Below are 21606 nucleotides of genomic sequence, written 5' to 3'. Positions count from 1 at the left end.
TCAGAAACCCAATGCGTCCAGCCGAGCCTCGACCATGTTTCGGTAGCTGGCGCCAAACAGCCGCAGATGCACCAGCGCGGGCCACAGCTGATAGATGGCACGGCGGGCCTCAAATCCCGGTTCCAGTGCGCCATAAGCGTCGTGAAAAACTGCAGGCGGCGCGCCGAACAGATTTAGCATCGCCAGATCCACCTCCGCATCGCCGTAATAACACGCCGGGTCGATCAGAAAGGCCTGGGGGGCGCTGAACAGTACATTGCCGCTCCACAGATCGCCATGCAGCAGCGCGGCAGGCGGCGTGTCGGGCAGCAGCTCCGGCAGCCGGGCACACAGCGCTTCTATCCGCGCTCGCAGGTCACGGGGCAGGGCGTCCGGGGCAGCCAGCAAGCGGCGGCTGGTCCAGAACTCCACCCAGTCCGCCAGCGGCGCGTTCGGAATCGCCACCGGACCAAAGGCATAGTCTTCCGCCCAGCCGTAGTGCGGCCCGGTTGCAGAATGCAGCTGCCGCAGGGATTGCCCCAACGCCTGCCAGCCATTTGAAGTGGCCCCGGTTTCCTCCAGTGCTTCCATCAGCAGCACTTGACCGGCGGTGCCCAGCACCTCCGGCGCAGGCGCGCCCGCGTCCCGGATCGCGCGCAGCATCGCCGCCTCCGCCGCTGCCAAAGGCCCGGTCTTGGCCACCACACAGCGGCCATCGCTTAAGGAAAGAAGCTGCACGTCCGACAAATCGCCGCCATGCAGCGGGCGGGCGCGCAAAACCTCCGCGCCCAGCAGGGATAGAACCGTATCGTTCAGCCTGCTCACGCGTGCCAGGTGACGCGAGCATCCCCGGCCTGCATCTCCCCCTTGGCGCGGTCGAACCGCAGATAGGCGATGCCCCTGCCGCCCGACTGGGTGAACAGCGTGCCTATCACTTTGCCGTCCGCGGTGATCTCGGTCCCTACTGGGGCCGCGCCCGCGACTTCGACCCTGCGCAACCCCTTGCGCAGCTCGGTCTTGTGCTTCATCCGCGCCGTCACCTCCTGGCCGACATAACAGCCCTTGCGGAAATCAACGCCCTTCAGCGCCTCAAAACCCGCCTCCAGGATATAGCTCTCCGGCCCCAGCTCCACGCCGCTTTCGGGAATGCAATGCGCCACCCGGATCGCGTCCCAGTCGCTGCCATCGTCGCCGCCCTCTGCGCCATACAGCCGCCAGCCCAAATCCCCGTGGCGCGGGTCCATCAGCGCGCCCTCGGGGGCTGCGCCAGTGCCGCGCTTTACCTGCAGCTCCGTCATCTCCACCTGCACATCGGCGCGCAGCCGGTACATGTTCAGCCGCTTCATCAGCCCCTCGGCCAGCGACGCCTCCACATCCAACAGCACCGCATCGCCGTCAGCGGCCAGAAAGAAATCCGCCAGATATTTTCCCTGCGGCGTCAGCAGCGCGGCATAGACCAGCCCGCTGTCCAGATGGTCCACATTATTGGTCACCAGCCCCTGCAGGAAGCTCTTGGCGTCAGCGCCAGTCAGGCGCAGGATGCGGCGGTCGCTCATTTGTGTCTCCGGGTTGCTGCCAACGGCGTTTCACTGCTTGGCCCAGTGATATAGGAAGCAGGGCGGAAGAAAACAGCAAATCCGCTTCAAGGAGTACCCATGCCCGCGCCGGTCAGCATCGTCATTCCCACTTTGAACGCTGAAGGAGAGCTGCCCGCCACGCTGGAGCATCTGATGGAGGGGCTGGCGGCCGGGCTGATCCGGGGGCTGGTGATCAGCGATGGCGGCTCCACCGACGCCACCCGCGCTATTGCCGAAGCGTCCGGCGCCGAATGGATCAGCGGCACTCCGTCTCGCGGCGGCCAGCTGCAGCGCGGCTGCGCGGCGGCGCAGGGGGAGTGGCTGCTGGTGCTGCACTCCGACACCCATCTGGAGCCGGGCTGGGCCGCAGCAGTGGCGCAGCATCTGGAAAGCGGGGAGGGGAGGCCTGCCTGTTTCCACCTGCGCTTTAGGGCGCGCGGGCCAATGCCCGCCTGGGTCTCTGGCTGGGCCAACCTGCGCACGAGGTTGTTCGCGCTGCCTTATGGCGACCAGGGCCTGCTGATCCGCCGCGACATATATGAGACCGCAGGCGGCTACCCCGACCAGCCGCTGATGGAGGACGTGGCGCTGGCGCGGCGCCTGAATGGGGTGACGCTCCTGCCAAGCGCCGCGCTCACCTGCGCCGCACGCTACCAGCGCGCAGGCTGGCTGCGGCGCGGGGCGCGCAACCTGTGGACGCTGATGCGGTATTTTCTGGGTGTGGCACCGGAACGGCTGGCACGGTACTACAGCAAATAGGCTGCACGATCCGCCCGGCCATCAGGCCGGGGCGCGCCTGACCATCATCCGGGAAGGCGCGCGCTTGCCTCAGCCGAACACCTTCTTTGCAAAGCGCCGGAACCAGCGTTCCCGGCCGCGCCGGGCGCCGCCGGGAACCTGCTCTGCCTGGGCGGCAATGCCTGCGGTGTCCACCACCGTCTTGCCGTCCTGAAACTGAAGGCGGTAGAGGTCGGCATAGATGCCGCCGCGGGCCAGCAGCTCGTCATGGCTGCCCTGGTCCACCACCCGGCCGCGGTCCATCACCACGATCTTGTCGGCATTGCGGATGGTCGACAGACGGTGCGCGATCACCAGCGTGGTGCGCCCGCCCGACAGCTTGTCCAGCGCCTTCTGCACAACCTTCTCAGACTGCGCATCCAGCGCCGAGGTCGCCTCGTCCAGCAAGAGCACCGGCGTGTTGCGCAGCAGGGCGCGCGCAATCACCACCCGCTGCCGCTGGCCGCCCGACAGGGCTGAGCCGCGCGGGCCGACCCGGGTCTCCAGCCCGTGTTCCAGCTTGGGCAGGAAATCCGCCACATGCGAGGCCTCCAGCGCCGCCTGCAATTCCTCATCGCTGACGTCCGTGCGGCCCAGCACGATGTTCTCGCGCAGGGTCTCGTCAAACAGCATCGCATCCTGGGTGACGACCGAAAACAGCCCGCGCAGATCGGCAGTGTTCAGATCGGTGACCTCAACCCCGCCCACGGCGACAGAGCCCGCCTGCGGGTCCACCATCCGGGTCAGCAAGTTGAAGATCGTCGATTTGCCGGCACCCGAGGCACCCACCAGTGCCGTGGTCCTGCCGGCCTCGGCCTCCAGGTTCAGCCCGTGCAGGATATTCGCTTCGCCATAGCTCAGGTCCACCGCCTCCAGCTTGATCCCGGGCAGCCCTTCCGGCGCAGGCTTCGGGCTTGCAGGCTCGCTCAGCAGGATCGGCGCATCCAGCAGCTCCTTGATCCGCTCCAGGGCTGCGGCCGCGCTCTGCCAGACGCCGGAGATATTGGCCAGCCGCCGCATCGGTTCAAACGACAGCCCGATCGAGGTGAAGAAGCTCATGAACTGGCCGACGGTCTTTTCGCCGGCGATAATCTCATTGCCGCCATAAAGCAGCACCGCCATGAAGCCGACACCGGCCATGATGTCGGTCATCCCCGAAATCGAGGAGGTGCCAAAGGCCGCCTTCACCTCCGAGCGGACAAATTCATCCTGCCGCTCGCCAAAGCGGCGGGTCTGATACTCCTCCAGCCGGTTCAGCTTGACCGGCACGATGCCGTGGAAAATCTCGTCCAGCCGGGTGGCCAGATCGGCGCCCAGGTCGCGGGCGCGCGACGCCTTCTTGCGCACATAGCGCTGGATGGTGGAAATCGGCAGCAACAGCACGGGCACCCCGATGAGCAGGATCAGCGTCCAGCGCCAGTCGATGCTGAAGGCCACGCCCAGCACCGCCACCAGCGCCACCAGATCGCGGCCCGCGCCGGTGATCACCGCCTGCCAGACCGAATTGATCGCGCCCACGTCACTTTGCACCCGCTGCAGCAGCAGCCCCGGCGGGTGCTGCTGGTGAAACGCCGGGTCCTGGCGGATCAGCCGCGCCAGCATGTCCTTGCGCAGATGCGCGGCAGAGGTCTGCGACACCTTGCTCAGCAGCACCTTCTGGGTGACGCTGGAGATCCCGCGCAGGGTGAAGATCGCCAGAAACGCCAGGCTGACCCAGACCAGCGCGGTGGAGTTGCCAGCCACGAACACCAGGTCGAACATCGGCTGCATCATGTAGCCAAGCGCGCCCATGGTGGCGCCCTCGATCAGCATGAAAATCACCGCGATGCCCAGAAGACCGATGTAATGGCGCAGGTATCCGCGCCACAGCCAGCCGAACAGCTCCTTGGAGGATTTATGCGGTTTCCGGCTCATGTCAGCGCTTCCCGGCGGGAAATTCGTGTCATTGCGGGCCTTTCCCTGTCGTTCCTGCGCCATTTAAGCAGGTGGGAAGCAGGGCGCAAGCACTTCGCCGTGACCCTGCGTCCGCGGCAATTGACGCCGGCAGCGGTCCGGCTACTGTGCCGGCATGGATCAACCGCGGCGGCCCCCGGGGCGCGCGCTGTCAGGGAACATCAGGGATGAGCGGACCAGTGAACGTATCGGCAGGGCGGCAGTACCGGGCCATTCCGGGGCCTTCGGTGGTGCCGGACCAGGTGCTGCAGGCGATGCACCGCGCCTCGCCCAACATCTACGCGGGCGAACTGGTGGAGATGACCGCTGGCCTGATCCCGGACCTGCGCCGGGTCGCGCGCACCCAGCATCACGCCGCCATCTATATCGCCAACGGCCACGGCGCCTGGGAGGCGGCCCTGCAGAACACCCTGCAGCCGGGCGATCTGGTGCTGGTGCCCTCCTCGGGCCGCTTTGCCGTCGGCTGGTCGGAAATGGCGGACAGTTTGGGGATCGAAACCCAGGTGCTCGATTTCGGCACCCGTGCCCCCTGGGACATGGCCCGCATTGGTGAGGTGCTGGCTGCTGACACGGACCACCGGATCAAGGCGGTGCTGGGCGTGCATGTGGACACCTCGAGCTCCATCCGCAACGACATCCCGGGCCTGCGTCAACTGCTGGATGAGGCAGGCCATCCGGCGCTCCTGATGGCCGATTGCATCGCCTCTCTGGGGTGCGAGCAGTTCGAGATGGACGCCTGGGGCGTTGATGTGATGGTCACCGCCAGCCAGAAGGGGCTGATGATGCCGCCGGGTATCAGCTTCGTGTTCTTCAACGACAAAGCTGCCGCGGCGCGGGCGGCGCTGCCGCGGATCAGCCGCTACTGGGACTGGGCGCCGCGGGCCAACCCGGAGGAGTTCTACCAGTATTTCGGCGGCACCGCGCCCACCCATCACCTCTACGGCCTGCGCGCTGGGCTGGACATGATCCACGGCGAAGGGCTTGATAATGTGTGGAAACGCCATGCTCATCTGGCCCAAACCATCTGGGCCGCCTGTGAGGCCTGGGGCGCAGTAGGCCCGCTGCGGATGAATGTGGCGGACCGCGCCTTGCGCTCCCATGCGGTCACCGCGCTGCACATCGGCGCGCCGGACGGCACCCGCCTGCGCGACTGGGTGGAGCAGAACCTGGGGCTGACCCTGGGCATCGGCCTCGGCATGGCCGCGCCCAAAAGCCCGGAATGGCACGGGTTTTTCCGGCTTGGCCACATGGGGCATGTGAACGGGCAGATGGTGATGGGTCTTCTGGGCGGCATTCAAACCGGCCTCACCGCGCTGGAAATCCCGCACGGAACAGGCGCGCTGGAGGCAGCTTCACGGGTACTGGCGGGCCGCTGACGGCCCGGCATCCGCAGCTGGCGGGGCGGGGTCTAGGCCCGTTGTGAATTCAGCCTGATGTCCAGCCTGGTGATGAAATGGTTGATCAGCACGGCCAGCACCAGCACCGGCACTAGACCGTACATCACCCAGACCACAAAGAAGATCCACATCAGGTTGATGCCGGCAAACATGATTGCGGCGGTAAAGAAATCCGGCATGGCGTCCGGCAGTTCAGGGTCACGCATGACAACTCTCCCGGTGATACCCTTTGATGGTAGGCCGGGAGTGGTGAATGTCCGGTAAAACTGCCGCGAGCAGCAGGCCATAGGCGAGTTTCAGCCATTCCGCGCGGCGGCCAGCGCACTAGGCAGCGCCGCGGCAAAGGCCTCCAGCTCCGCCTCCGGCCCGCAGCTCACCCTTATGCAGCGGTTCTGCGGTTCGGCAAAGGGCATCCGCACAAAAATCCCCTGATCCACCAGCCCGTCCAGCACCGCCTTTGCAAACGCCCCGTCCTGGCCGCAGTCGATGGCCACGAAATTGGTGGCGGAGGGCAGGGCGGCCAGCCCGTTCTCTGCCGCAATCTCTGCAATCCGCACCCGCGCCGCCTCAACCTGCGCCAGCACCTCAGCCAGCCAGTCCTGATCCTGCAGCGCTGCCAGCGCCCCCGCCTGCGCCGCCCGGTTCATGCCGAAATGATTGCGCACCTTGTTGAAGGCGGCGATCAGATCCGGATGGCCAATCGCATAACCCACCCGCGCGCCTGCCATCGCATAGGCCTTGGAAAATGTCCGCATCCGGATCACCCGGGTATCATCCGCACTGACCGGCGCCGCGGTGCCCTCCGGGGCGCATTCCACATAGGCCTCGTCCAGCAGCAGCAGGCAGCCTGCGGGCAGATGGTCCAGCGCCGCCGCAATATCAGCGCCCTTGTGCCAGCTGCCCATCGGGTTGTCCGGGTTGGCGAGATAGACGATCTTGGCATCCACCTCCGCAGCTTTGGCAAACAGTGCCTCAAAATCCTCGCGGTCGTCCCTGTAGGGCACCGTGTGGATCACCCCGCCAAAGCCCGCCACATGGTAGTTGAAGGTCGGATAGGCCCCCAGCGAGGTCACCACCGCATCGCCTGCGCCCACCAGCAGCCGCACCAGATAACCAAGCAGCCCGTCAATGCCTTCGCCGACGATAATATGCGCCGGGCTCACCCCGTGATGCGCCGCCAGCGCCTGGCGCAGATCATAGTTCTCCGCATCGCCGTATTTCCAGATCTCCGCCGCGGCCTGCGCCATCGCCTCCACTGCCCGGGGCGAGGGGCCAAAGATATTCTCATTCGCCCCCAGCCGCGCGGCAAAGCCATGGCCGCGTGCGCGCTCCTGTGTCTCGGGGCCGACAAACGGCACGGTGGCGGGCAGGGAGAGCGCAAGCGGGGTGTATCGGGGACCAGTCATGGGCGCAGATAAGCGCAAGCATGGTCCCCGGGCAAGGCTTGCGTCACCGCCCCGCCCGGCGCAACCTGCCCGCGGATTTCAAAGGGATTCTTTCATGCGCATTGCCCTGGCCCTGCTGGCCGCCGCCCTCGGCTACCTCCTGTTCTGGCCGGTGCCGGTCGATCCCATCGCCTACGACCCGCCCGCGGCGCCGGGCTTCACCGGCGATTACGCCGGAAACAATGCGCTGGACGCAGCCGCGCTGATCCAGCTGCCAGATGGCGAATTGGGGCCGGAGGACATCGCCCAAACCCCCGACGGCGCTATCTACACAACCAGCCTCGCGGGCAACCTCTACCGCATCGACGGCGCGGAACCGGTGCTGGCGGACAAACTCGGCGGCCGCCCGCTGGGCCTCAAGGCCGGACCGGACGGCGCGCTCTACATCGCCGACAGCTTCCGCGGCATCCTGCGCTGGTCCGGCCCCGGCACGCTGGAGGTTGTGGCGGACAGCGTCGATGGCGCCCCCATCATCTATGCCAACCAGATCGACGTGGCCCGCGACGGCACTGTCTACTTTTCCAACTCGTCGGACCGCTTCGACCCCGAAACCATGGGCGGCACCAAGCCGACCTCGATCCTGACCATCTGGGAACAGTCAAACACCGGTTACGTCGCCCGCATCCGCCCCGATGGCACTACGGAGAAACTCGCCACCGGCTTCGTCTACACCAATGGCATCGCCCTTTCACCGGAGGAGGACTTCCTCCTGATCAACGAAACCGGCCGCGCCCGCGTCCACCGTCTCTGGCTCAAGGGCGACCGCGCAGGCCAGCAGGAGGAGTTCCTCGGCAACCTCCCCGGCTACCCCGACAATCTGGAGGCGCAGGGCGACGGTACCTACTGGCTCGCCTTCGCCAGCCCGCGGGTGCCGTCGGAGAAACTGATGCCGTACCCCTTCCTGCGCAAAGTGATCTGGCGCCTCGGCCCGATGGTGCGCCCGGCCCCCATCCACCGCGGCATGCTGGTGCAGCTGGACGGCCAGGGCAACGTGCTGCGCAGCCTGCAGGACCCGGACGGCCGCCTCGGCGTCACCACCGGCGGCAAGGTGATGGACGGACAGCTTTATGTGATGACCCTCGATTCCCCCTGGTTCGCCCGGATGCCGCTGCAGCCCTGACCTCAGGTAGGGCTGGCATGTCCGCCGGTTCCGGGGCAGGCTGCAGGCAAACCGGATACCAGGGGGAGCAGCCATGAAAAAAGTCACCACCGGCTACAAGGACCACATCGCCTATGTCACGCTTGCCCGCGCGGACAAGCACAACGCGCTGGATGAGGAGATGATCGACTTGATCATCGCCGCAGGCCAGGAGGTGGCACAATCGGACGCCCGCGCGGTGGTGCTTTCGGGTGCGGGCAAGAGCTTCTGCGCAGGCCTCGACATGGCGGCGCTGGCCAGCTTTGCGCAGCGCGACCTCAGCAGCCTGATCATGGAGCGCACCCATGAGGACGCCAACGCCTTTCAGGAGGTGGCGATGGTCTGGCGCCGGGTGCCGGTGCCAGTGATCGCCGCGATCCACGGCGCCTGTTTCGGCGGCGGCCTGCAGATCGCGCTGGGCGCCGACATCCGCATCGCCCACCCGGAGGCGCAGCTGTCGGTGATGGAGATGAAATGGGGCCTGATTCCCGACATGGGCGGTATGGCGCTCTTGCCGCGGCTGCTGCGCTCCGACGTGCTGCGCCGCCTCACCTGGACGGCGGAAAAGGTGGAGGGCCCGCAGGCGCTGGACTGGGGGCTGGTCACCGAACTGGCCGGCAACCCGCTCAGCCGCGCCAATGAACTGGCCAAGGAAATCGCCGGCAAAAGCCCCTCCGCCGTGCGCGCCGCCAAACGCCTTATTGCCTATGCTGAATCCGGCGCCTCCCAGGCCGAAGTGCTGCTGCGCGAAAGTGCCGAACAGCTGGATCTTATCGGCAAGCCCAACCAGATCGAGGCGGTCGCCGCCCAGCTGCAAAAACGCCCGCCGGAGTTCAGCTGAACCGCTCCAGCCCGGCTTCTTTCTGGTCACAAATACCCATACCCCGGCCCCCGCCAAGCGGTGCCGCCGCCGGGGGGCGGGCTTGCCGCGGGAAAAGGTGTTTACGCTCCGGTAACCTCTTTGGATTCTGCAACAGCGGAATTTCGCCAAATTGTACGGAACCGCGTCCGGACAGGCGGGAAACCGCCGCCCGCCGGCGGGAAAATGCCGCGTAAAACCAGCGCCAATTCCCGTTAACGTTTTGGCAACACCTGGGGGCGAATTCTGCCTTCAGCAGGGCGCGAAGACGGCCAATCCAGCATCTGGAGATCTGCTGACCGGCAGCCCGGCGGGGGTGCCGGGTGGCCGCTTGCACCCTGGGAAACTGCAATAGAACCGGCGGCGGTCAGGGCCCGCAGCCGGACTTCAGAAAGGAGTGAGGCTGATGCAACTGGTTCAGAAGAAATGGTTTATTCTGTTTGAAAGCGGCGGCCTGCTGTCCCGGACCGGGGACCGGATTACCTATTTCTACGACGAAGCGCTGAGCTTCGGAGACCGCGAGGAGGCGCAGCGCTACCTGGCAGTGAACGAGAACAAGGTCAGCTATACGGGGCTGCGCCCCTCGCTGACCCAAGCGGCGTGAGCGGGTGGCTTGCCGCCAGCCGCACGGCGGAACGGCTTGCCGCAAGCGAGGGGAGGATGCCTAGGTCGGCGCGCTGGCTGCTGGCGCTGTCCGGCGTGCTGATCTCGGCCTCGGCGCTGATCTTCTGGGCCTGGCTCGGCGGTGCGGGCCAGGCGCCGGAGGACCAGCCGGGATGGTTCACCCTCACCGCGCTGCGCTTCTTCTGGCTGCCTTTTCTCAGCGGTGCGGGGCTGGTGCTGGCGGTCTGCTGCGCCGGGCGCAACAACGGCTACTGACACGGCCCAGCACAATAAGCCCAACAGAAAAGGCCGCGCCCGGGTGCAGGCGCGGCCTTCTCAATGTCAGCTCTGACAGCTCTTACAGCGAGGCGTCGTAGATCTTGCCAATGTTGGCACCCAGCGCCGCATCGTATTCCGCGTCGGACATCGAAACGTTCAGCCCCTCGGTCAGCGCGCGGCTGAAGGAGGCGATCATCTTGGTGTTCTGCGACAGGCGCGCGCAGGCGTCGTCGGTGGTGTAGCCGCCCGACAGCGCCACAACCCGCACCACATTGGCGTGATCGGCCAGATCATCATAGAGGCCCGCCTTGGACGGGATGGTCAGCTTCAGCGCCACTTTGCTGTCCGCGGGCAGGGCATCCAGCTGCGCCTTGATCTCCGCCTTCAGCAGCTCTTCGGCCTCAGCCTTGGTGGCAGAGTTGATGTCCACTTCCGGCTCGATGATCGGCACCAGGCCGGCCGCAACAATCAGCTGGCCCACTTCGAACTGCTGCGCAACAACCGCCTTGATGCCTGTCGCATTTGCTTCCTTGACGACAGAGCGCATTTTGGTGCCAAAGATGCCCTTGGCGCCCGCCCGCGCCAGCAGCGCGTCCAGCTCCGGCATCGGCTTCATCATCTGCACGCCGTTGGCCTCATCGGCCAGGCCCTTGTCCACTTTCAGGAACGGCACCACGCCGCAGTTGCCCCACAGGAAGTCCGCGGTCGGCTTGCCGTCAATCTCGCCGTCCATGGTCTTCTCGAACAGGATCGCGCCCAAGATGCGCTCCTTGCCGAAGCTCGGCGAGGTGATGATGCGGGTGCGCATCTTGTGGATCTCGGCGAACATCTCGTCGTCGTTCGAATAGGCGTCCTCGTTCACGCCGTAAAGCGCCAGCGCCTTCGGGGTCGAGCCGCCGGACTGGTCCAGCGCGGCAATAAAGCCCTTGCCGGTTGCGATACGGTCGAGTTGTTCCTGCCGTGTGGAAGCGTCATTGGCCATAATGCGTCACTCTTCTTTGGAATGGTCGGTCTTGGCGCTGTCTATAGCGCGAATCTGCCGGGAAACAACGGGGTGTTGCGCTAACGGAAGAAGGATTTCCGCGCATCCCGCGCCATGTTGTAGCGCATCTCCAGATCGGAGATCCGCGCCATCGCCGCCTTGCGCTCTTCCGGATCCGTCAATCCGGCATATTCCCGGCGCGCCTCAGCCAGCTGTTCCTTCAGCCCGAACTCCTCCGGCACCACGCCCGCCTGCGCCATGATCCGCATGCCCGCCGCCAGGCCAGCGTCCACGTGCGCCTCGCTGCTGCGGTCGGGCAGGGGCTTTCCTTCGCCCTCCAGCCCCCGCAGCTGGCCCTCGGCCTGCGCCTTGGTCAGCTGCCGTTCAATCAGGTTGCGGAAGGCACGGATCATGCGGGCTCCTGTGGTTGCGGGGAAACCATATCAGCCGCCGCTCAGCCCAGCCAGTCCTTGCGGGTGACGGCATCGTTCAGCGCCAGCAGGTCCTCGCGCAGGTCCTCCAGTGTGATCGGCCCGCCCAGGCAGACCCGCACCGCTTCCTGCGGCAGGCCGGAGACGGTGAAGGCATCGCTGGGCATGATGCCGATCTGGCGACCCGCCATGCGGCCCATCATCTCGGCCCGGCTGGTGCCCCGCGGCAAGGTCAGCCACAGGTTAAAGGCCAGCGGATCGCTTTCGATGAAACAGGCCTGCAGCACCTCCGTTGCCAGCGCCTGCCGCTCTGCCGCAGCCTTGCGGATGAAACGCTGGATCTCCGCCGCGGTTCCGTCCTCGATCCAGCGCCCCAGCAGCGCCAGATTGAGGGGCGACACCATCACATGCATCGACCGGAGCGCTTGGCTGAACTGCCCCAGAACGGCGCGTTTCGGCACCAAAGTATAGGACAGCCGCAGCCCGGCGCCGAAGCATTTGGAAAGCCCCGCAATATGCCAGCCCAGATCGGGGATCAGGCTGCTGATGGGAGCCGGCGCACCATTGTCGACAAAGCAATAGGCATCATCTTCGATCAGCGGCAGGTCATGCTTTTGCAGCACTGCGGCAATCTCCCGCCGCCGTTTAGCGGTGATGGTGCGTGTGGAGGGGTTCTGCAGCGTCGGGTTCAGATACAGCGCCGCGGGCCAGTCGCTGGTGATGGCCTTTTCCAGCGCGTCCGGCTGAATGCCGTCCTTGTCCCCCGGCAGCCCGATCAGCCGGATCCCCAGCCGCGCCGCGATGGAGCGCAGCCCGGGATACGTCACCTCCTCGCACAGGATGGTGGACCCCGGCTCGCACAGCACCGTCAGGATCGCATAGAGGCTGGCGTGCGCCCCCGGCGTGATCACCAGCCGGTCCGGCGCGCAGGGCAAGCCGTTGGCCTGCATCCACTCTGCCGCCAGCGCCCGGTCCTGCGGGCTGCCGGTCACCGACTGGTAGCGCAACAGCGGCTGCAGGTTGGCCGAGACATGCTCCAGCCCCTTTTGCATCCGTGCCAGCAAGCCTGGGTCATCCGGTTCCGGCGGCATGTTCATCATCGGGTCTTCTTCCAGCGCCCGGCGCGGGTCGGGGCGTTCCGGCAGCGCCTCCCGGCTGCGCACAAAGGTGCCGCGGCCGACAAAGCTCTCGATATAGCCACGCCGCACCGCTTCGGCGTAGCCCCGCGACACGGTGGAGAAATCCACCCCCAGCTCCTGCGCCACCCGCCGCTGCGGCGGCAGCCGGTCGCCGGGCGCCAGCACGCCGGCGTCGATGTCGGCGCCGATCGCCTCCGCCAGCTCGATATAGCGGGGCCGGGCGCCGTCCAGACGGGCAGGGGTCCATTGTTTCATCGCCGGGTCTCCGCGAAGGCTTTGTTTCGTGATTGATTGGTTCAATGCAGGAGTGCGGCAATAAATGCAATATCAATGTTTGCATATTGATTGCATTCATTTCGGGAATCACGCTATCAGGCGGCGGAACCCAAGGAGACGCGCGATGACCCAAGCGGACGTTCTGGAAGAGAACCAGCGGGAGCTGAAACCAGCTTTGCTGAAGGGGCTGCGGCTGCGCTGCCCGAACTGCGGCGGCGGCAAGCTGCTGCACAGCTATCTCAAGGTGAACGACAGCTGCACCGAGTGCGGCCAGGAGCTGCATCACCAGCGCGCTGATGACGGGCCGGCCTATCTGACCATCCTGGTGGTGGGCCACATCCTCGGCTTTGCGCTGCACATCGTCTACACCCAGCTGCGCCCGGACCCCTGGACGCTGGCGATCATCATGTCGGTGATCACGGTGGGGGCCTCGCTGTACCTGCTGCCGCGGATGAAGGGGCTGGTGGTGGCCTATCAGTGGGCCAAGCGGATGCACGGCTTCTGAGCCGGGCAAAACCATTCAACTAAAATGAAAAAGGCGGGCCAGCGGCCCGCCTTTTTCTGTATTTTCCCTGCGCCGCCTTGGCGGCGCCGGGCCCAACGGGTGCTGCTCATGTGTCATGAGCAAAGCAGCGGGCGGGAGAACCCCGCCTGCCGGGCATTACACCAGCCGCGAGGCTTCCTTGGCCGCGCGGACGAAATCGTCGAACAGCGGGTGCGGCGCAAAGGGTTTGGATTTCAGCTCCGGGTGGAACTGCACGCCGATAAACCACGGGTGGTCTTTCCACTCCACGATCTCTGGCAGGCGGCCGTCCGGCGACATGCCGGAGAAGCTGAGGCCGCATTTTTCCAGCTGTTCCTGATACTTGGTGTCGACCTCATAGCGGTGGCGGTGGCGCTCCTCGATATGGGTGCTGCCATAAACTTCCGCCACTTTGGAGCCTTCCTCCAGCGCCGCGTCATAGGCGCCAAGGCGCATGGTGCCGCCCTTGTCGTCGCCCACTTTACGCTCGACAGTCATGTTGCCCTGCACCCATTCCTTCAGGTGGTAGACAACCGGTTCAAAGCGTTTCTTGCCGGCCTCGTGGTCGAACTCTTCTGAGCCCGCCTCGGAAATGCCCGCCACGTTGCGCGCGGCTTCGATCACCGCCATCTGCATGCCGAGGCAGATGCCGAGGTAGGGCACCTTGTTCTCGCGCGCGTATTGCGCCGCCTTGATCTTGCCCTCGGTGCCGCGTTCGCCAAAGCCGCCGGGCACAAGGATCGCGTGGTAGCCCTGCAGGAACGGAGCCGCGTCTTCCTTGTCAAAGAGTTCCGCATCGACCCATTCGATCGAGACCTTGACCCGGTTCGACATGCCGCCATGGGTCAGCGCCTCGGCGATGGATTTATAGGCGTCTTCCAGCTGGGTGTATTTGCCGACAATGGCTACCTTCACTTCGCCCTCGGGGTTGTAGATGCGGTCGGCCACATCTTCCCAGCGCTCCAGGTTCGGTTTCGGGGCAGGGGCGATGCCGAAGGCATCCAGCACCGCCTGGTCCAGCCCCTCGCGGTGATAGGCCAGCGGTGCCTCGTAGATGGATTTCAGGTCCTGTGCGGCAATCACAGAGTCAGCGCGCACGTTGCAGAACAGCGCCAGCTTCTCGCGTTCCTTCACGGGAATCGGGCCTTCGGAGCGGCAGACCAGGATGTCGGGCGCCAGGCCGATGGAGCGCAGCTCCTTCACCGAGTGCTGGGTCGGCTTGGTCTTCAGCTCGCCGGAGGCCTTGATATAGGGCAGCAGGGTCAGGTGCATGAAGATGCATTCGCCGCGCGGCTTGTCCTGGGCGAACTGGCGGATCGCCTCGAAGAAGGGCAGGCCCTCGATGTCGCCGACGGTGCCGCCGATCTCGCAGAGCATGAAGTCGACCTCATCCTCGCCGATGGAGATGAAGTCCTTGATTTCGTTGGTGACGTGCGGAATGACCTGGATGGTTTTGCCGAGGTAGTCGCCGCGGCGCTCCTTCTCCAGCACGTTGGTGTAGATGCGGCCCGACGAGATCGAGTCGGTCTTGCGCGCCGGAACCCCGGTGAAGCGTTCGTAATGGCCGAGGTCCAGGTCGGTCTCGGCGCCGTCATCGGTCACGAACACCTCGCCGTGCTCAAACGGGCTCATGGTGCCCGGATCGACGTTCAGATAGGGATCCAGCTTGCGCAGGCGGACCGAGTAGCCCCGCGCCTGCAGAAGGGCGCCGAGCGCCGCCGAAGCCAGGCCTTTGCCCAGGGATGAAACAACACCGCCGGTGATGAAGATAAAACGCGCCATATGTGTTCGGCTGCCCCCGTGAGAAGTCAGATTTCAGCTGCCCGGCGGTGATTGGAATCAGTCCAAAAACCGCTGCATCACGGGACTTCATATATAAAGGATTCGCACGAAATGCGCAAGGGAACCGCAAGATGCTGTTGCGGTTCCTAAAACCCTCTCAAGGTGTAGTGGATCAGTCTGCGCTGGGAACCAGCGGAGCGTTGTCGCCTTCGGAAGGCGGCAGGAGATCGCTGCCGAGCGCCGGAACTGCAGGCGCCTCGCCGCCTTCTTCGGTTTGCGGCACACCGATGCGGTCCGCAACAGAGGAGCCCGCGGACTTTTGCGCGGCCATGATGGTCAGGGTGATCGAGGTGCAGATGAAGGCAATTGCCAGCAGCCAGGTCAGCTTGCTGAGCGCGGTTGCCGCCGCGCGGCCGGAGATCGCGCCGCCGCCGCCGCCGCCCATGCCAAGGCCGCCGCCTTCGGAGCGCTGCAGCAGAACCACGGCGATCAGGCCGAGAGCCAGAAGAAGATGGATGATCAGAACAACGTTTTCCATGGGTCCCTGCGGCGGTTGGCTAAGTACCGGGCGGTAAATAGGCAAGATTGCCCGGGGGGGCAAGGGCGGAGTTTGCCGGTTTCGGAGAGTTTGCGGCCGGAGCCGTTGCTTGCATGGAGCTTTGAAACTCCGGATCGCCTTGCGATCCGGTTCGCGGCCGGCCCCGCCCCCCAGGACGGGCGCGAAATACTGTACCGTTTCAGAGAGATGCGAGGCTTGCTGGGTGTCCGGACGTTCCGCCATGCAGCACTGCGCCCACCCCCGGTGCCGGGCGCGAACCTGTTGTCCCGGATGGAATGCGACGTCACGCAACGTGATTGTTTGCATCAGGAAACGTGACTGGACAGCAGCCCCCGCGCGGGCGCAGCATGGGGTATGCCTCATGACCATTCCGACCACCCGCACGCCCTTTTGCCGCCTGATCCTGCCCTGCGGGTGAAGGCGCTGGAGACGATTCTCACCGAAAAGGGCCTGATCGACCCCGCCGCGCTGGAGGAGATCATCGACACCTATCAGAACAGGATCGGCCCGCAGAACGGTGCCAGGGTGGTGGCCCGCGCCTGGAGTGAGCCGGAGTTCAAGGCGGCGCTGCTGGCGGATGCCGATCCGGTGCTGGCAGACCTCGGATACTACGGCCGCCAGGGTGAGCATATGGTGGTGGTGGAGAACACGCCCCAGCAGCACAATATGGTCGTGTGTACCTTATGCAGCTGCTACCCGTGGCCTTTGCTGGGCATTCCGCCGGGCTGGTATAAATCCGATGCCTACCGCGCCCGCGCAGTGCGCGAGCCGCGCAAGGTGCTGGCGGAGTTCGGGGTGACGCTGCCTGACGGGGCTGCGGTAAGGGTCTGGGATTCGACGGCGGAGGTCCGCTATCTGGTGCTGCCGATGCGGCCCGGCGGCACTGAGGGGCTGAGCGAGGACGAATTGGCTGCGCTGGTCACCCGTGACAGCATGATCGGCACTGGATTGGCAAAAATGCCGGGGGAGTTGCCGTCATGACCCGGGTGCATGACATGGGCGGGCGATTCGGTGACGGGCCGGTTAAGTCTGAGGCCGAAGGCGCACCGGTCTTTGCCGAGGACTGGCATGCCCGTGCGCTGGCGGTGACGCTGGCTTGCGGGGCGCTGGGGCAGTGGAACATCGACACCTCGCGCCACGCGCGGGAGCGGCTGTCGCCCAAGGACTACACGCGCTTTTCCTATTACGAGAAATGGATTTCGGCGTTGGCGGACCTCCTGGTCGAGAAGGGTGTGCTGACGCGGGACGACCTGCAGGGCAAGGGGGCTGCCGGGCTGCACGCGCTGGCGGAGCGGGCGCTTAAGGCGGAGAACGTCGCCGCAGCGCTGGCCAAGGGCGGGCCTGCGGACCGGGAGGGCGGGCCGGCGCCGCTGTTCACCCCCGGCCAGGCGGTACGGGCGCGAATCCCTGCGGATAACGCGCTGGTCGATGGCGGCCACACCCGGCTGCCGCAATACGCTGCCGGGGCGCAGGGCTATATCCTGCGGCTGCATGGCACCCATGTCTTGCCCGACAGCAGCGCCCATGGGCTGGGCGAGGCGCCGGAGCCGCTCTATGCGGTGCGCTTTCATGCCAGTTCCTTGTGGGCGCATGCAGAACACCCCGAGGACGAAGTGGTGCTGGATCTGTGGCAGAGCTATCTGGAGCCGCTATGAGTACCTGTCCTGAGGTTGCAGCACCGGAGCCTGTCTTTGCCGAACCCTGGCATGCGCAGGTCTTTGCGCTGACGGTGCATCTGAATGAGGCCGGGCGGTTCAGCTGGGCCGACTGGGTGGAGCGGTTTTCCGCGACGCTCAAGCGCCATGGGTTGAGCCGTGAATTGGATGGCGGCGAGGATTACTTCCGCGCCTGGCTGGAAACGCTGGAGGTGTTTCTGGCCGAGGACGGCGCGGCGTCGCGCGCAGAGGCGGAGGTGATGCGCAGCCGCTGGGAGGAGGCGTATCTGAGCACGCCGCATGGCGCGCCGGTACGGCTGCAGGGCTGAAGGCGCGCAGCTTTGGCCGCCGGGGCCGCTTGCGGGCCGGGGCGGTTTCTTCTTGCCGGTACTGTTGTTTCGTTCGTTCCGCTCGGGTGTTGCGCTGTGTCCCGATTAAGGGGGCGGCGCCGCCGGGGTGGAGGTGGACAGACCCCGCCGGGGGCCTGCTCGGACAGGATATCCTGGACGACCCCCTTTTTATCAGGGCCGGTCTCCGGGTGTTGCCCATTCAGCCGCACAGATGCCTGGGCCTCGTATCATGGCCCCGCGCGCGGGAACCATGGCTGGGGGATCGCGATCTGATTGCAGTGTGGCATAGGGAAATGAGGATCGCGTGAAGGCACCGTACGCTGGGTATGCAACACCCCGCTGTTTGCCGCGATTTTTTCGTGACGCTGAGGGCGGGCGCCTGCCTGCGGGGTGGCGCTGCAACGGCTGTGTATGGCAGTTTATTCCTGCTGCGCCCGTACGAGTTTGCAATGGAGTACTGCACCTGCGAAAGCGCCAGCCCGTGCGGGCGGGCAGGCGCTGGCCCGGCGCCTGCGGCTTGATTCCGTGCGGGGAAGGTGCTGTGCCCCATGAATTAGCGCCAACTGCGGCGAATTTGCGGTTCCACTGCCTGCGCAGCATCGCTATATGAGCGTGGGTTTGAACCAGACTGTAAAGGACCGGATATGGCCAATGTCGTCGTAGTCGGCGCCCAGTGGGGCGACGAAGGGAAAGGCAAGATCGTGGACTGGCTGAGCGAGCGCGCTGACGTGATCGCCCGCTTCCAGGGCGGCCATAACGCCGGCCACACGCTGGTCATTGACGGCAAGGTCTACAAGCTGCACGCGCTGCCTTCGGGCGTGGTGCGCGGCGGCAAGCTGTCGGTTATCGGCAATGGCGTGGTGCTGGACCCCTGGCACCTGATGAAGGAAATCGCGACGGTTCAGGAGCAGGGCGTGGAAATCACCCCGGAAACCCTGATGATCGCCGAGAATACGCCGCTGATCCTGCCGCTGCACGGCGAGCTGGACCGGGCGCGCGAGGAAGCGGCCTCCAAGGGCACCAAGATCGGCACCACCGGCCGCGGCATCGGCCCGGCCTATGAGGACAAGGTGGGCCGCCGTGCGATCCGCGTTGCCGACCTGGCCGACGAGGCGACCCTGATCGCCCGCGTTGACCGGGCGCTGCAGCACCATGATCCGCTGCGCAAGGGCCTGGGTGTAGACCCGGTCGACCGCGACGCGCTGATTGCCCAACTGAAGGAAATCGCGCCGCAGATCCTGCCCTTTGCGGCCCCGGTCTGGAAGGTGCTGAACGAGAAGCGCAAATCCGGCAAGCGGATCCTGTTCGAAGGCGCGCAGGGCGCACTGCTGGACATTGATTTCGGCACTTACCCGTTTGTGACCTCCTCGAACGTGATTGCAGGCCAGGCGGCGACCGGCGTGGGCATCGGCCCGGGCTCGATCGATTACGTGCTGGGCATTGTGAAGGCCTATACCACCCGCGTCGGCGAAGGCCCGTTCCCGACCGAGCTGCTGAACGCGGAAGGCAAGCCGGATGCTGATGGCGAGCGCCTGGGCACCCGCGGCCATGAGTTCGGCACCACCACCGGCCGCCAGCGCCGCTGCGGCTGGTTCGACGCCTGCCTGGTGCGTCAGACCTGCGCCACCTCCGGCATCAACGGCATTTCGCTGACCAAGCTGGACGTGCTGGACGGGTTCGAGACGCTGAAGATCTGCGTGGGCTATGATCTGGACGGCGAGCGTCTGGATTACCTGCCGACCGCGGCTGATCAGCAGGCCCGCTGCACACCCATCTATGAGGAAATGCCGGGCTGGAGCGAGTCCACCGAGGGCGCGCGCAGCTGGAACGACCTGCCCGCCAATGCGATCAAATACGTGAAGCGCGTGGAAGAGCTGATCGACTGCCCGGTCGCACTCTTGTCCACCAGCCCGGAGCGGGACGACACCATCCTGGTTACCGACCCGTTTGCCGACTGATGGCTGACAAGCAAGGCCTGAGCTACAAGGCCCGGCGGCGCTGGGCCCTGGTCATCCTGCTGGTGGGGATGCCGGTTTACATCGTGGCTGCGGTCACGGTGATGAACTGGCTCGACCGGCCGCCCCTGTGGCTGGAGCTGATCGTCTATGTGGCGCTGGGCATTGTCTGGGTGCTGCCGTTCAAGTTCGTGTTCCGCGGCGTCGGCAAGGAAGACCCGGACGCCGGGAAGACTGACCCGGAGAAATAAGGGGAGGGGCGCTGCCCCTCTTGACCTGAAGGTCAATTCACCCCGGAGTATTTCTGCAAAGAAGAAACAGGCCCTTGGTCTGAAACTGAAAAAGGCGGCCCGCGGGGCCGCCTTTTCTGTTTCTGCTGTCCGGGGATCAGCCCGCGGCACGCTTGGGCTTGAAGCCGATGTCGCCGGAGGCGGTGAACTGGCCGTTGCCGGAGCGTTCGATCTTGCCGTCGCGCAGGAGCTGGCCGAAGGAGCGCAGCCCGTCCTCGCGGTTGAAGTCGCTGCTGCCGGCGCTGCGCACCTTGTTCATCAGTTGCGGGCGCGAGAAGTGGTCGCGGCCTTCGACAAAGCTCATGTAGGCGGCGGCGGCCTCCAGCAGTTCATGCAGCTCAGCCGCGCCGCGTTCTTCGGCATAGGCGGCAAAACCGCTGCCGCCTGCCTCTGCGTCATTGCCCAGAACCGCGGCTGACACCCGGCGCGGGCGCACCGGCTGGGGGGCCGCAGCGGCAGGGGCCGCGGCTGCACCTTCGTCGATGCGCTGCTCGGCCACCAGTTTCAGCGGCGCCGGGCGCGCGGCCGGGCTGGCCGGACGCGCCGAGACGCCCTGGCGGGCTTCGGGCCGGGCTTCGGGGCGGCGCGGGCGCACCACGCTGGCGAGGTCGTCGCGGTAAGGCTTGGCCTCGTCGCTGGCGCTGCCGGCGTCCGGGCCGTCAGCCTTGGTGGCGGCGACGGCGCCGCGCAGCTGGCTGTAGGCCTCAAGCGAGGAGGCGGTTTCCGGGTCTTCCAGCTTTTCGTCGGCGGCGGCCATCAGCCGGGAGACGTCGCTGTCGGCCAGGCCGGGCGCAGCCACCGGATCCGCCGCCTCTGCCGCATCGGCATCATCCTCAAGGGAAGCTTCAGCGGAGTCTTCGGCAGCAGGCTGTTCGGACGCGGCCAGGATCTCAGCCTCCACCTCGGCCAGTTCCCGCATCAGGTCGGCCTCGTCCTCGTCGGAGAGGATGGGCTGTTCGGGCTCTGCGTCTGCCGGAGCCGGGGTGTCCTCTGTCTCTTGCAGTTGGCCGGAGGCAACGGCCTGGTCGAGGACCGCGCGCTTGATCTTGGTGATGCGGACGCGGGCCGGCTTCGGTGCCGGGGCTTCTTCTTCCCCGGCCGGCTGGCTGGAGCTGTCCTCTGCGCTGTCCTCATCAAGGCCTGCGAAGAGACCGTCTTCGGCTTCGGCTTCGTCTTCGCCGCTGTCATCGCCTGCGGAGGCTTCCTCGGTGTCCGCGTCTTCTGCTTGGGCTGCTTCGGCAGCGGCGCTGTTCAGGTCCAGGCGGTCCAGGGCGCGGGCGATCTCGTCGTCGGCCTCGTCATCGAAATCCGGTGCGCCGTCATCTTCCAGCAGGGCCGCGGAGATGTCCTCAGCGGCGCCATCCAGCACGTCATCGGCGTGCTCGTCTTCGCTGAAATCCTCTTCGGGGGTCTGCGCGACCACGGCGCGGATGCGCTGCAGCTTGGCGGCGATGCTGTCGGCGGCGGAGGCGGCTGCAGGGGCCGCAGTCTCGACCTCTTCGGCCTCTGCCTGCGGCTCTTCCGCCTCTGCTGCCGCTTCGGTGAAATCTGCCTCGGCTTCGGTCACTTCCAGCAGTTCGACGGCGGGGGCAGGCTCTTCTTCGCTTGCGGTGCCGAGCACAGCGGCGATTGCTTCTTCGGCTTCGGCTTCGGCTTC

The 21606-nt window shown here is 66.0% G+C and carries 23 protein-coding genes; 12 read left to right on the top strand and 11 right to left on the bottom strand.

Features of this window, described 5'->3' with window-relative positions:
• Together GC1_RS08550 and ygfZ are read right to left on the bottom strand one after the other, a co-directional pair.
• Positions 1-804, bottom strand: coding sequence for a fructosamine kinase family protein (locus tag GC1_RS08550; RefSeq protein WP_019296125.1), 804 nt, complete (start codon positions 802-804; stop codon positions 1-3).
• On the bottom strand, positions 801-1535 hold the full coding sequence (gene ygfZ, locus GC1_RS08545) for a CAF17-like 4Fe-4S cluster assembly/insertion protein YgfZ (RefSeq protein ID WP_019296126.1): 735 nt from the start codon (positions 1533-1535) through the stop codon (positions 801-803). The genes GC1_RS08550 and ygfZ overlap by 4 nt, the downstream gene beginning before the upstream one ends.
• Before the next feature lie 99 nt (positions 1536-1634).
• On the opposite strand from ygfZ, the gene GC1_RS08540 reads away from it, so the two are divergent.
• Entirely contained in the window at positions 1635-2315 is a 681-nt protein-coding gene (locus GC1_RS08540) for a TIGR04283 family arsenosugar biosynthesis glycosyltransferase (RefSeq protein ID WP_019296127.1), read from the top strand.
• 69 nt (positions 2316-2384) lie between these two features.
• On the opposite strand, the gene GC1_RS08535 is transcribed toward GC1_RS08540, so the two are convergent.
• Positions 2385-4247 (bottom strand): ABC transporter ATP-binding protein, encoded by a 1863-nt coding sequence (locus GC1_RS08535; RefSeq protein ID WP_019296128.1) that lies wholly within the window; start codon positions 4245-4247, stop codon positions 2385-2387.
• Positions 4248-4453: 206 nt separating this feature from the next.
• Between GC1_RS08535 and GC1_RS08530 the strand changes: the two genes are divergently transcribed.
• Entirely contained in the window at positions 4454-5662 is a 1209-nt protein-coding gene (locus tag GC1_RS08530; RefSeq protein ID WP_019296129.1) for a pyridoxal-phosphate-dependent aminotransferase family protein, read from the top strand.
• A 32-nt stretch (positions 5663-5694) separates the two neighbouring features.
• Here the strand turns inward: GC1_RS08530 and GC1_RS08525 are convergent, their stop codons facing one another.
• Both GC1_RS08525 and GC1_RS08520 read right to left on the bottom strand, forming a co-directional pair.
• Positions 5695-5889 (bottom strand): hypothetical protein, encoded by a 195-nt coding sequence (locus GC1_RS08525; RefSeq protein WP_019296130.1) that lies wholly within the window; start codon positions 5887-5889, stop codon positions 5695-5697.
• Between the two features lie 90 nt (positions 5890-5979).
• On the bottom strand, positions 5980-7089 hold the full coding sequence (locus GC1_RS08520; RefSeq protein ID WP_019296131.1) for a pyridoxal phosphate-dependent aminotransferase: 1110 nt from the start codon (positions 7087-7089) through the stop codon (positions 5980-5982).
• A gap of 94 nt (positions 7090-7183) precedes the next feature.
• On the opposite strand from GC1_RS08520, the gene GC1_RS08515 reads away from it, so the two are divergent.
• The 4 genes from GC1_RS08515 to GC1_RS08500 all read left to right on the top strand — a co-directional run bounded on the left by GC1_RS08515 (position 7184) and on the right by GC1_RS08500 (position 10004).
• Entirely contained in the window at positions 7184-8248 is a 1065-nt protein-coding gene (locus GC1_RS08515; RefSeq protein WP_019296132.1) for an SMP-30/gluconolactonase/LRE family protein, read from the top strand.
• Positions 8249-8321: 73 nt separating this feature from the next.
• Complete coding sequence (locus GC1_RS08510) at positions 8322-9107, top strand: crotonase/enoyl-CoA hydratase family protein (protein ID WP_019296133.1); 786 nt, start codon at positions 8322-8324, stop codon at positions 9105-9107.
• A gap of 424 nt (positions 9108-9531) precedes the next feature.
• Positions 9532-9729 (top strand): hypothetical protein, encoded by a 198-nt coding sequence (locus GC1_RS08505; protein WP_019296134.1) that lies wholly within the window; start codon positions 9532-9534, stop codon positions 9727-9729.
• A gap of 56 nt (positions 9730-9785) precedes the next feature.
• The gene (locus GC1_RS08500; protein ID WP_019296135.1) at positions 9786-10004 is read left to right on the top strand and encodes a hypothetical protein; all 219 of its coding nucleotides are present in this window, start codon (positions 9786-9788) and stop codon (positions 10002-10004) included.
• Between the two features lie 82 nt (positions 10005-10086).
• Here GC1_RS08500 and GC1_RS08495 read toward each other — a convergent pair whose 3' ends face one another.
• From GC1_RS08495 to GC1_RS08485, 3 genes are all read right to left on the bottom strand, one after another.
• On the bottom strand, positions 10087-10989 hold the full coding sequence (locus tag GC1_RS08495) for a fructose bisphosphate aldolase (RefSeq protein WP_019296136.1): 903 nt from the start codon (positions 10987-10989) through the stop codon (positions 10087-10089).
• An 80-nt stretch (positions 10990-11069) separates the two neighbouring features.
• Positions 11070-11402, bottom strand: coding sequence for a J-domain-containing protein (locus tag GC1_RS08490; RefSeq protein WP_019296137.1), 333 nt, complete (start codon positions 11400-11402; stop codon positions 11070-11072).
• A gap of 41 nt (positions 11403-11443) precedes the next feature.
• Entirely contained in the window at positions 11444-12814 is a 1371-nt protein-coding gene (locus GC1_RS08485) for an aminotransferase-like domain-containing protein (RefSeq protein ID WP_019296138.1), read from the bottom strand.
• 145 nt (positions 12815-12959) lie between these two features.
• Here GC1_RS08485 and GC1_RS08480 point away from each other — a divergent pair, with 145 nt between their 5' ends.
• A complete protein-coding gene (locus tag GC1_RS08480; protein ID WP_019296139.1) occupies positions 12960-13340 on the top strand; it encodes a DUF983 domain-containing protein in 381 nt (126 codons plus the stop codon).
• Between the two features lie 156 nt (positions 13341-13496).
• On the opposite strand, the gene GC1_RS08475 is transcribed toward GC1_RS08480, so the two are convergent.
• Positions 13497-15140, bottom strand: coding sequence for a CTP synthase (locus tag GC1_RS08475; RefSeq protein WP_019296140.1), 1644 nt, complete (start codon positions 15138-15140; stop codon positions 13497-13499).
• Between the two features lie 172 nt (positions 15141-15312).
• Positions 15313-15678: a preprotein translocase subunit SecG gene (gene secG, locus GC1_RS08470; RefSeq protein WP_019296141.1), complete on the bottom strand. Its 366-nt coding sequence runs from the start codon at positions 15676-15678 to the stop codon at positions 15313-15315.
• A gap of 375 nt (positions 15679-16053) precedes the next feature.
• Between secG and nthA the strand changes: the two genes are divergently transcribed.
• From nthA to GC1_RS08445, 5 genes are all read left to right on the top strand, one after another.
• Positions 16054-16680: a nitrile hydratase subunit alpha gene (nthA, locus tag GC1_RS08465; protein WP_019296142.1), complete on the top strand. Its 627-nt coding sequence runs from the start codon at positions 16054-16056 to the stop codon at positions 16678-16680.
• Complete coding sequence (gene nthB, locus GC1_RS08460; RefSeq protein WP_019296143.1) at positions 16677-17354, top strand: nitrile hydratase subunit beta; 678 nt, start codon at positions 16677-16679, stop codon at positions 17352-17354. The genes nthA and nthB overlap by 4 nt, the downstream gene beginning before the upstream one ends.
• On the top strand, positions 17351-17683 hold the full coding sequence (locus GC1_RS08455) for a nitrile hydratase accessory protein (RefSeq protein WP_019296144.1): 333 nt from the start codon (positions 17351-17353) through the stop codon (positions 17681-17683). The genes nthB and GC1_RS08455 overlap by 4 nt, the downstream gene beginning before the upstream one ends.
• Positions 17684-18348: 665 nt before the next feature.
• On the top strand, positions 18349-19662 hold the full coding sequence (locus GC1_RS08450; protein WP_019296879.1) for an adenylosuccinate synthase: 1314 nt from the start codon (positions 18349-18351) through the stop codon (positions 19660-19662).
• Positions 19662-19910, top strand: a complete 249-nt coding sequence (locus GC1_RS08445) for a DUF2842 domain-containing protein (protein ID WP_019296880.1) — start codon at positions 19662-19664, stop codon at positions 19908-19910. Before GC1_RS08450 ends, GC1_RS08445 begins: the two co-directional genes overlap by 1 nt.
• A 136-nt stretch (positions 19911-20046) precedes the next feature.
• Here the strand turns inward: GC1_RS08445 and GC1_RS22610 are convergent.
• Positions 20047-21606, bottom strand: a 1560-nt coding sequence (locus GC1_RS22610) for a hypothetical protein (protein WP_052265109.1), incomplete at its 5' end; no start/stop codon positions are given.

The organism is Leisingera sp. ANG1 (assembly GCF_000203975.2).
Classification (GTDB): domain Bacteria; phylum Pseudomonadota; class Alphaproteobacteria; order Rhodobacterales; family Rhodobacteraceae; genus Leisingera.
The sequence above is the reverse complement of the archived record's forward strand: the minus strand, read 5'-3'. Positions and strand labels throughout refer to the sequence as shown.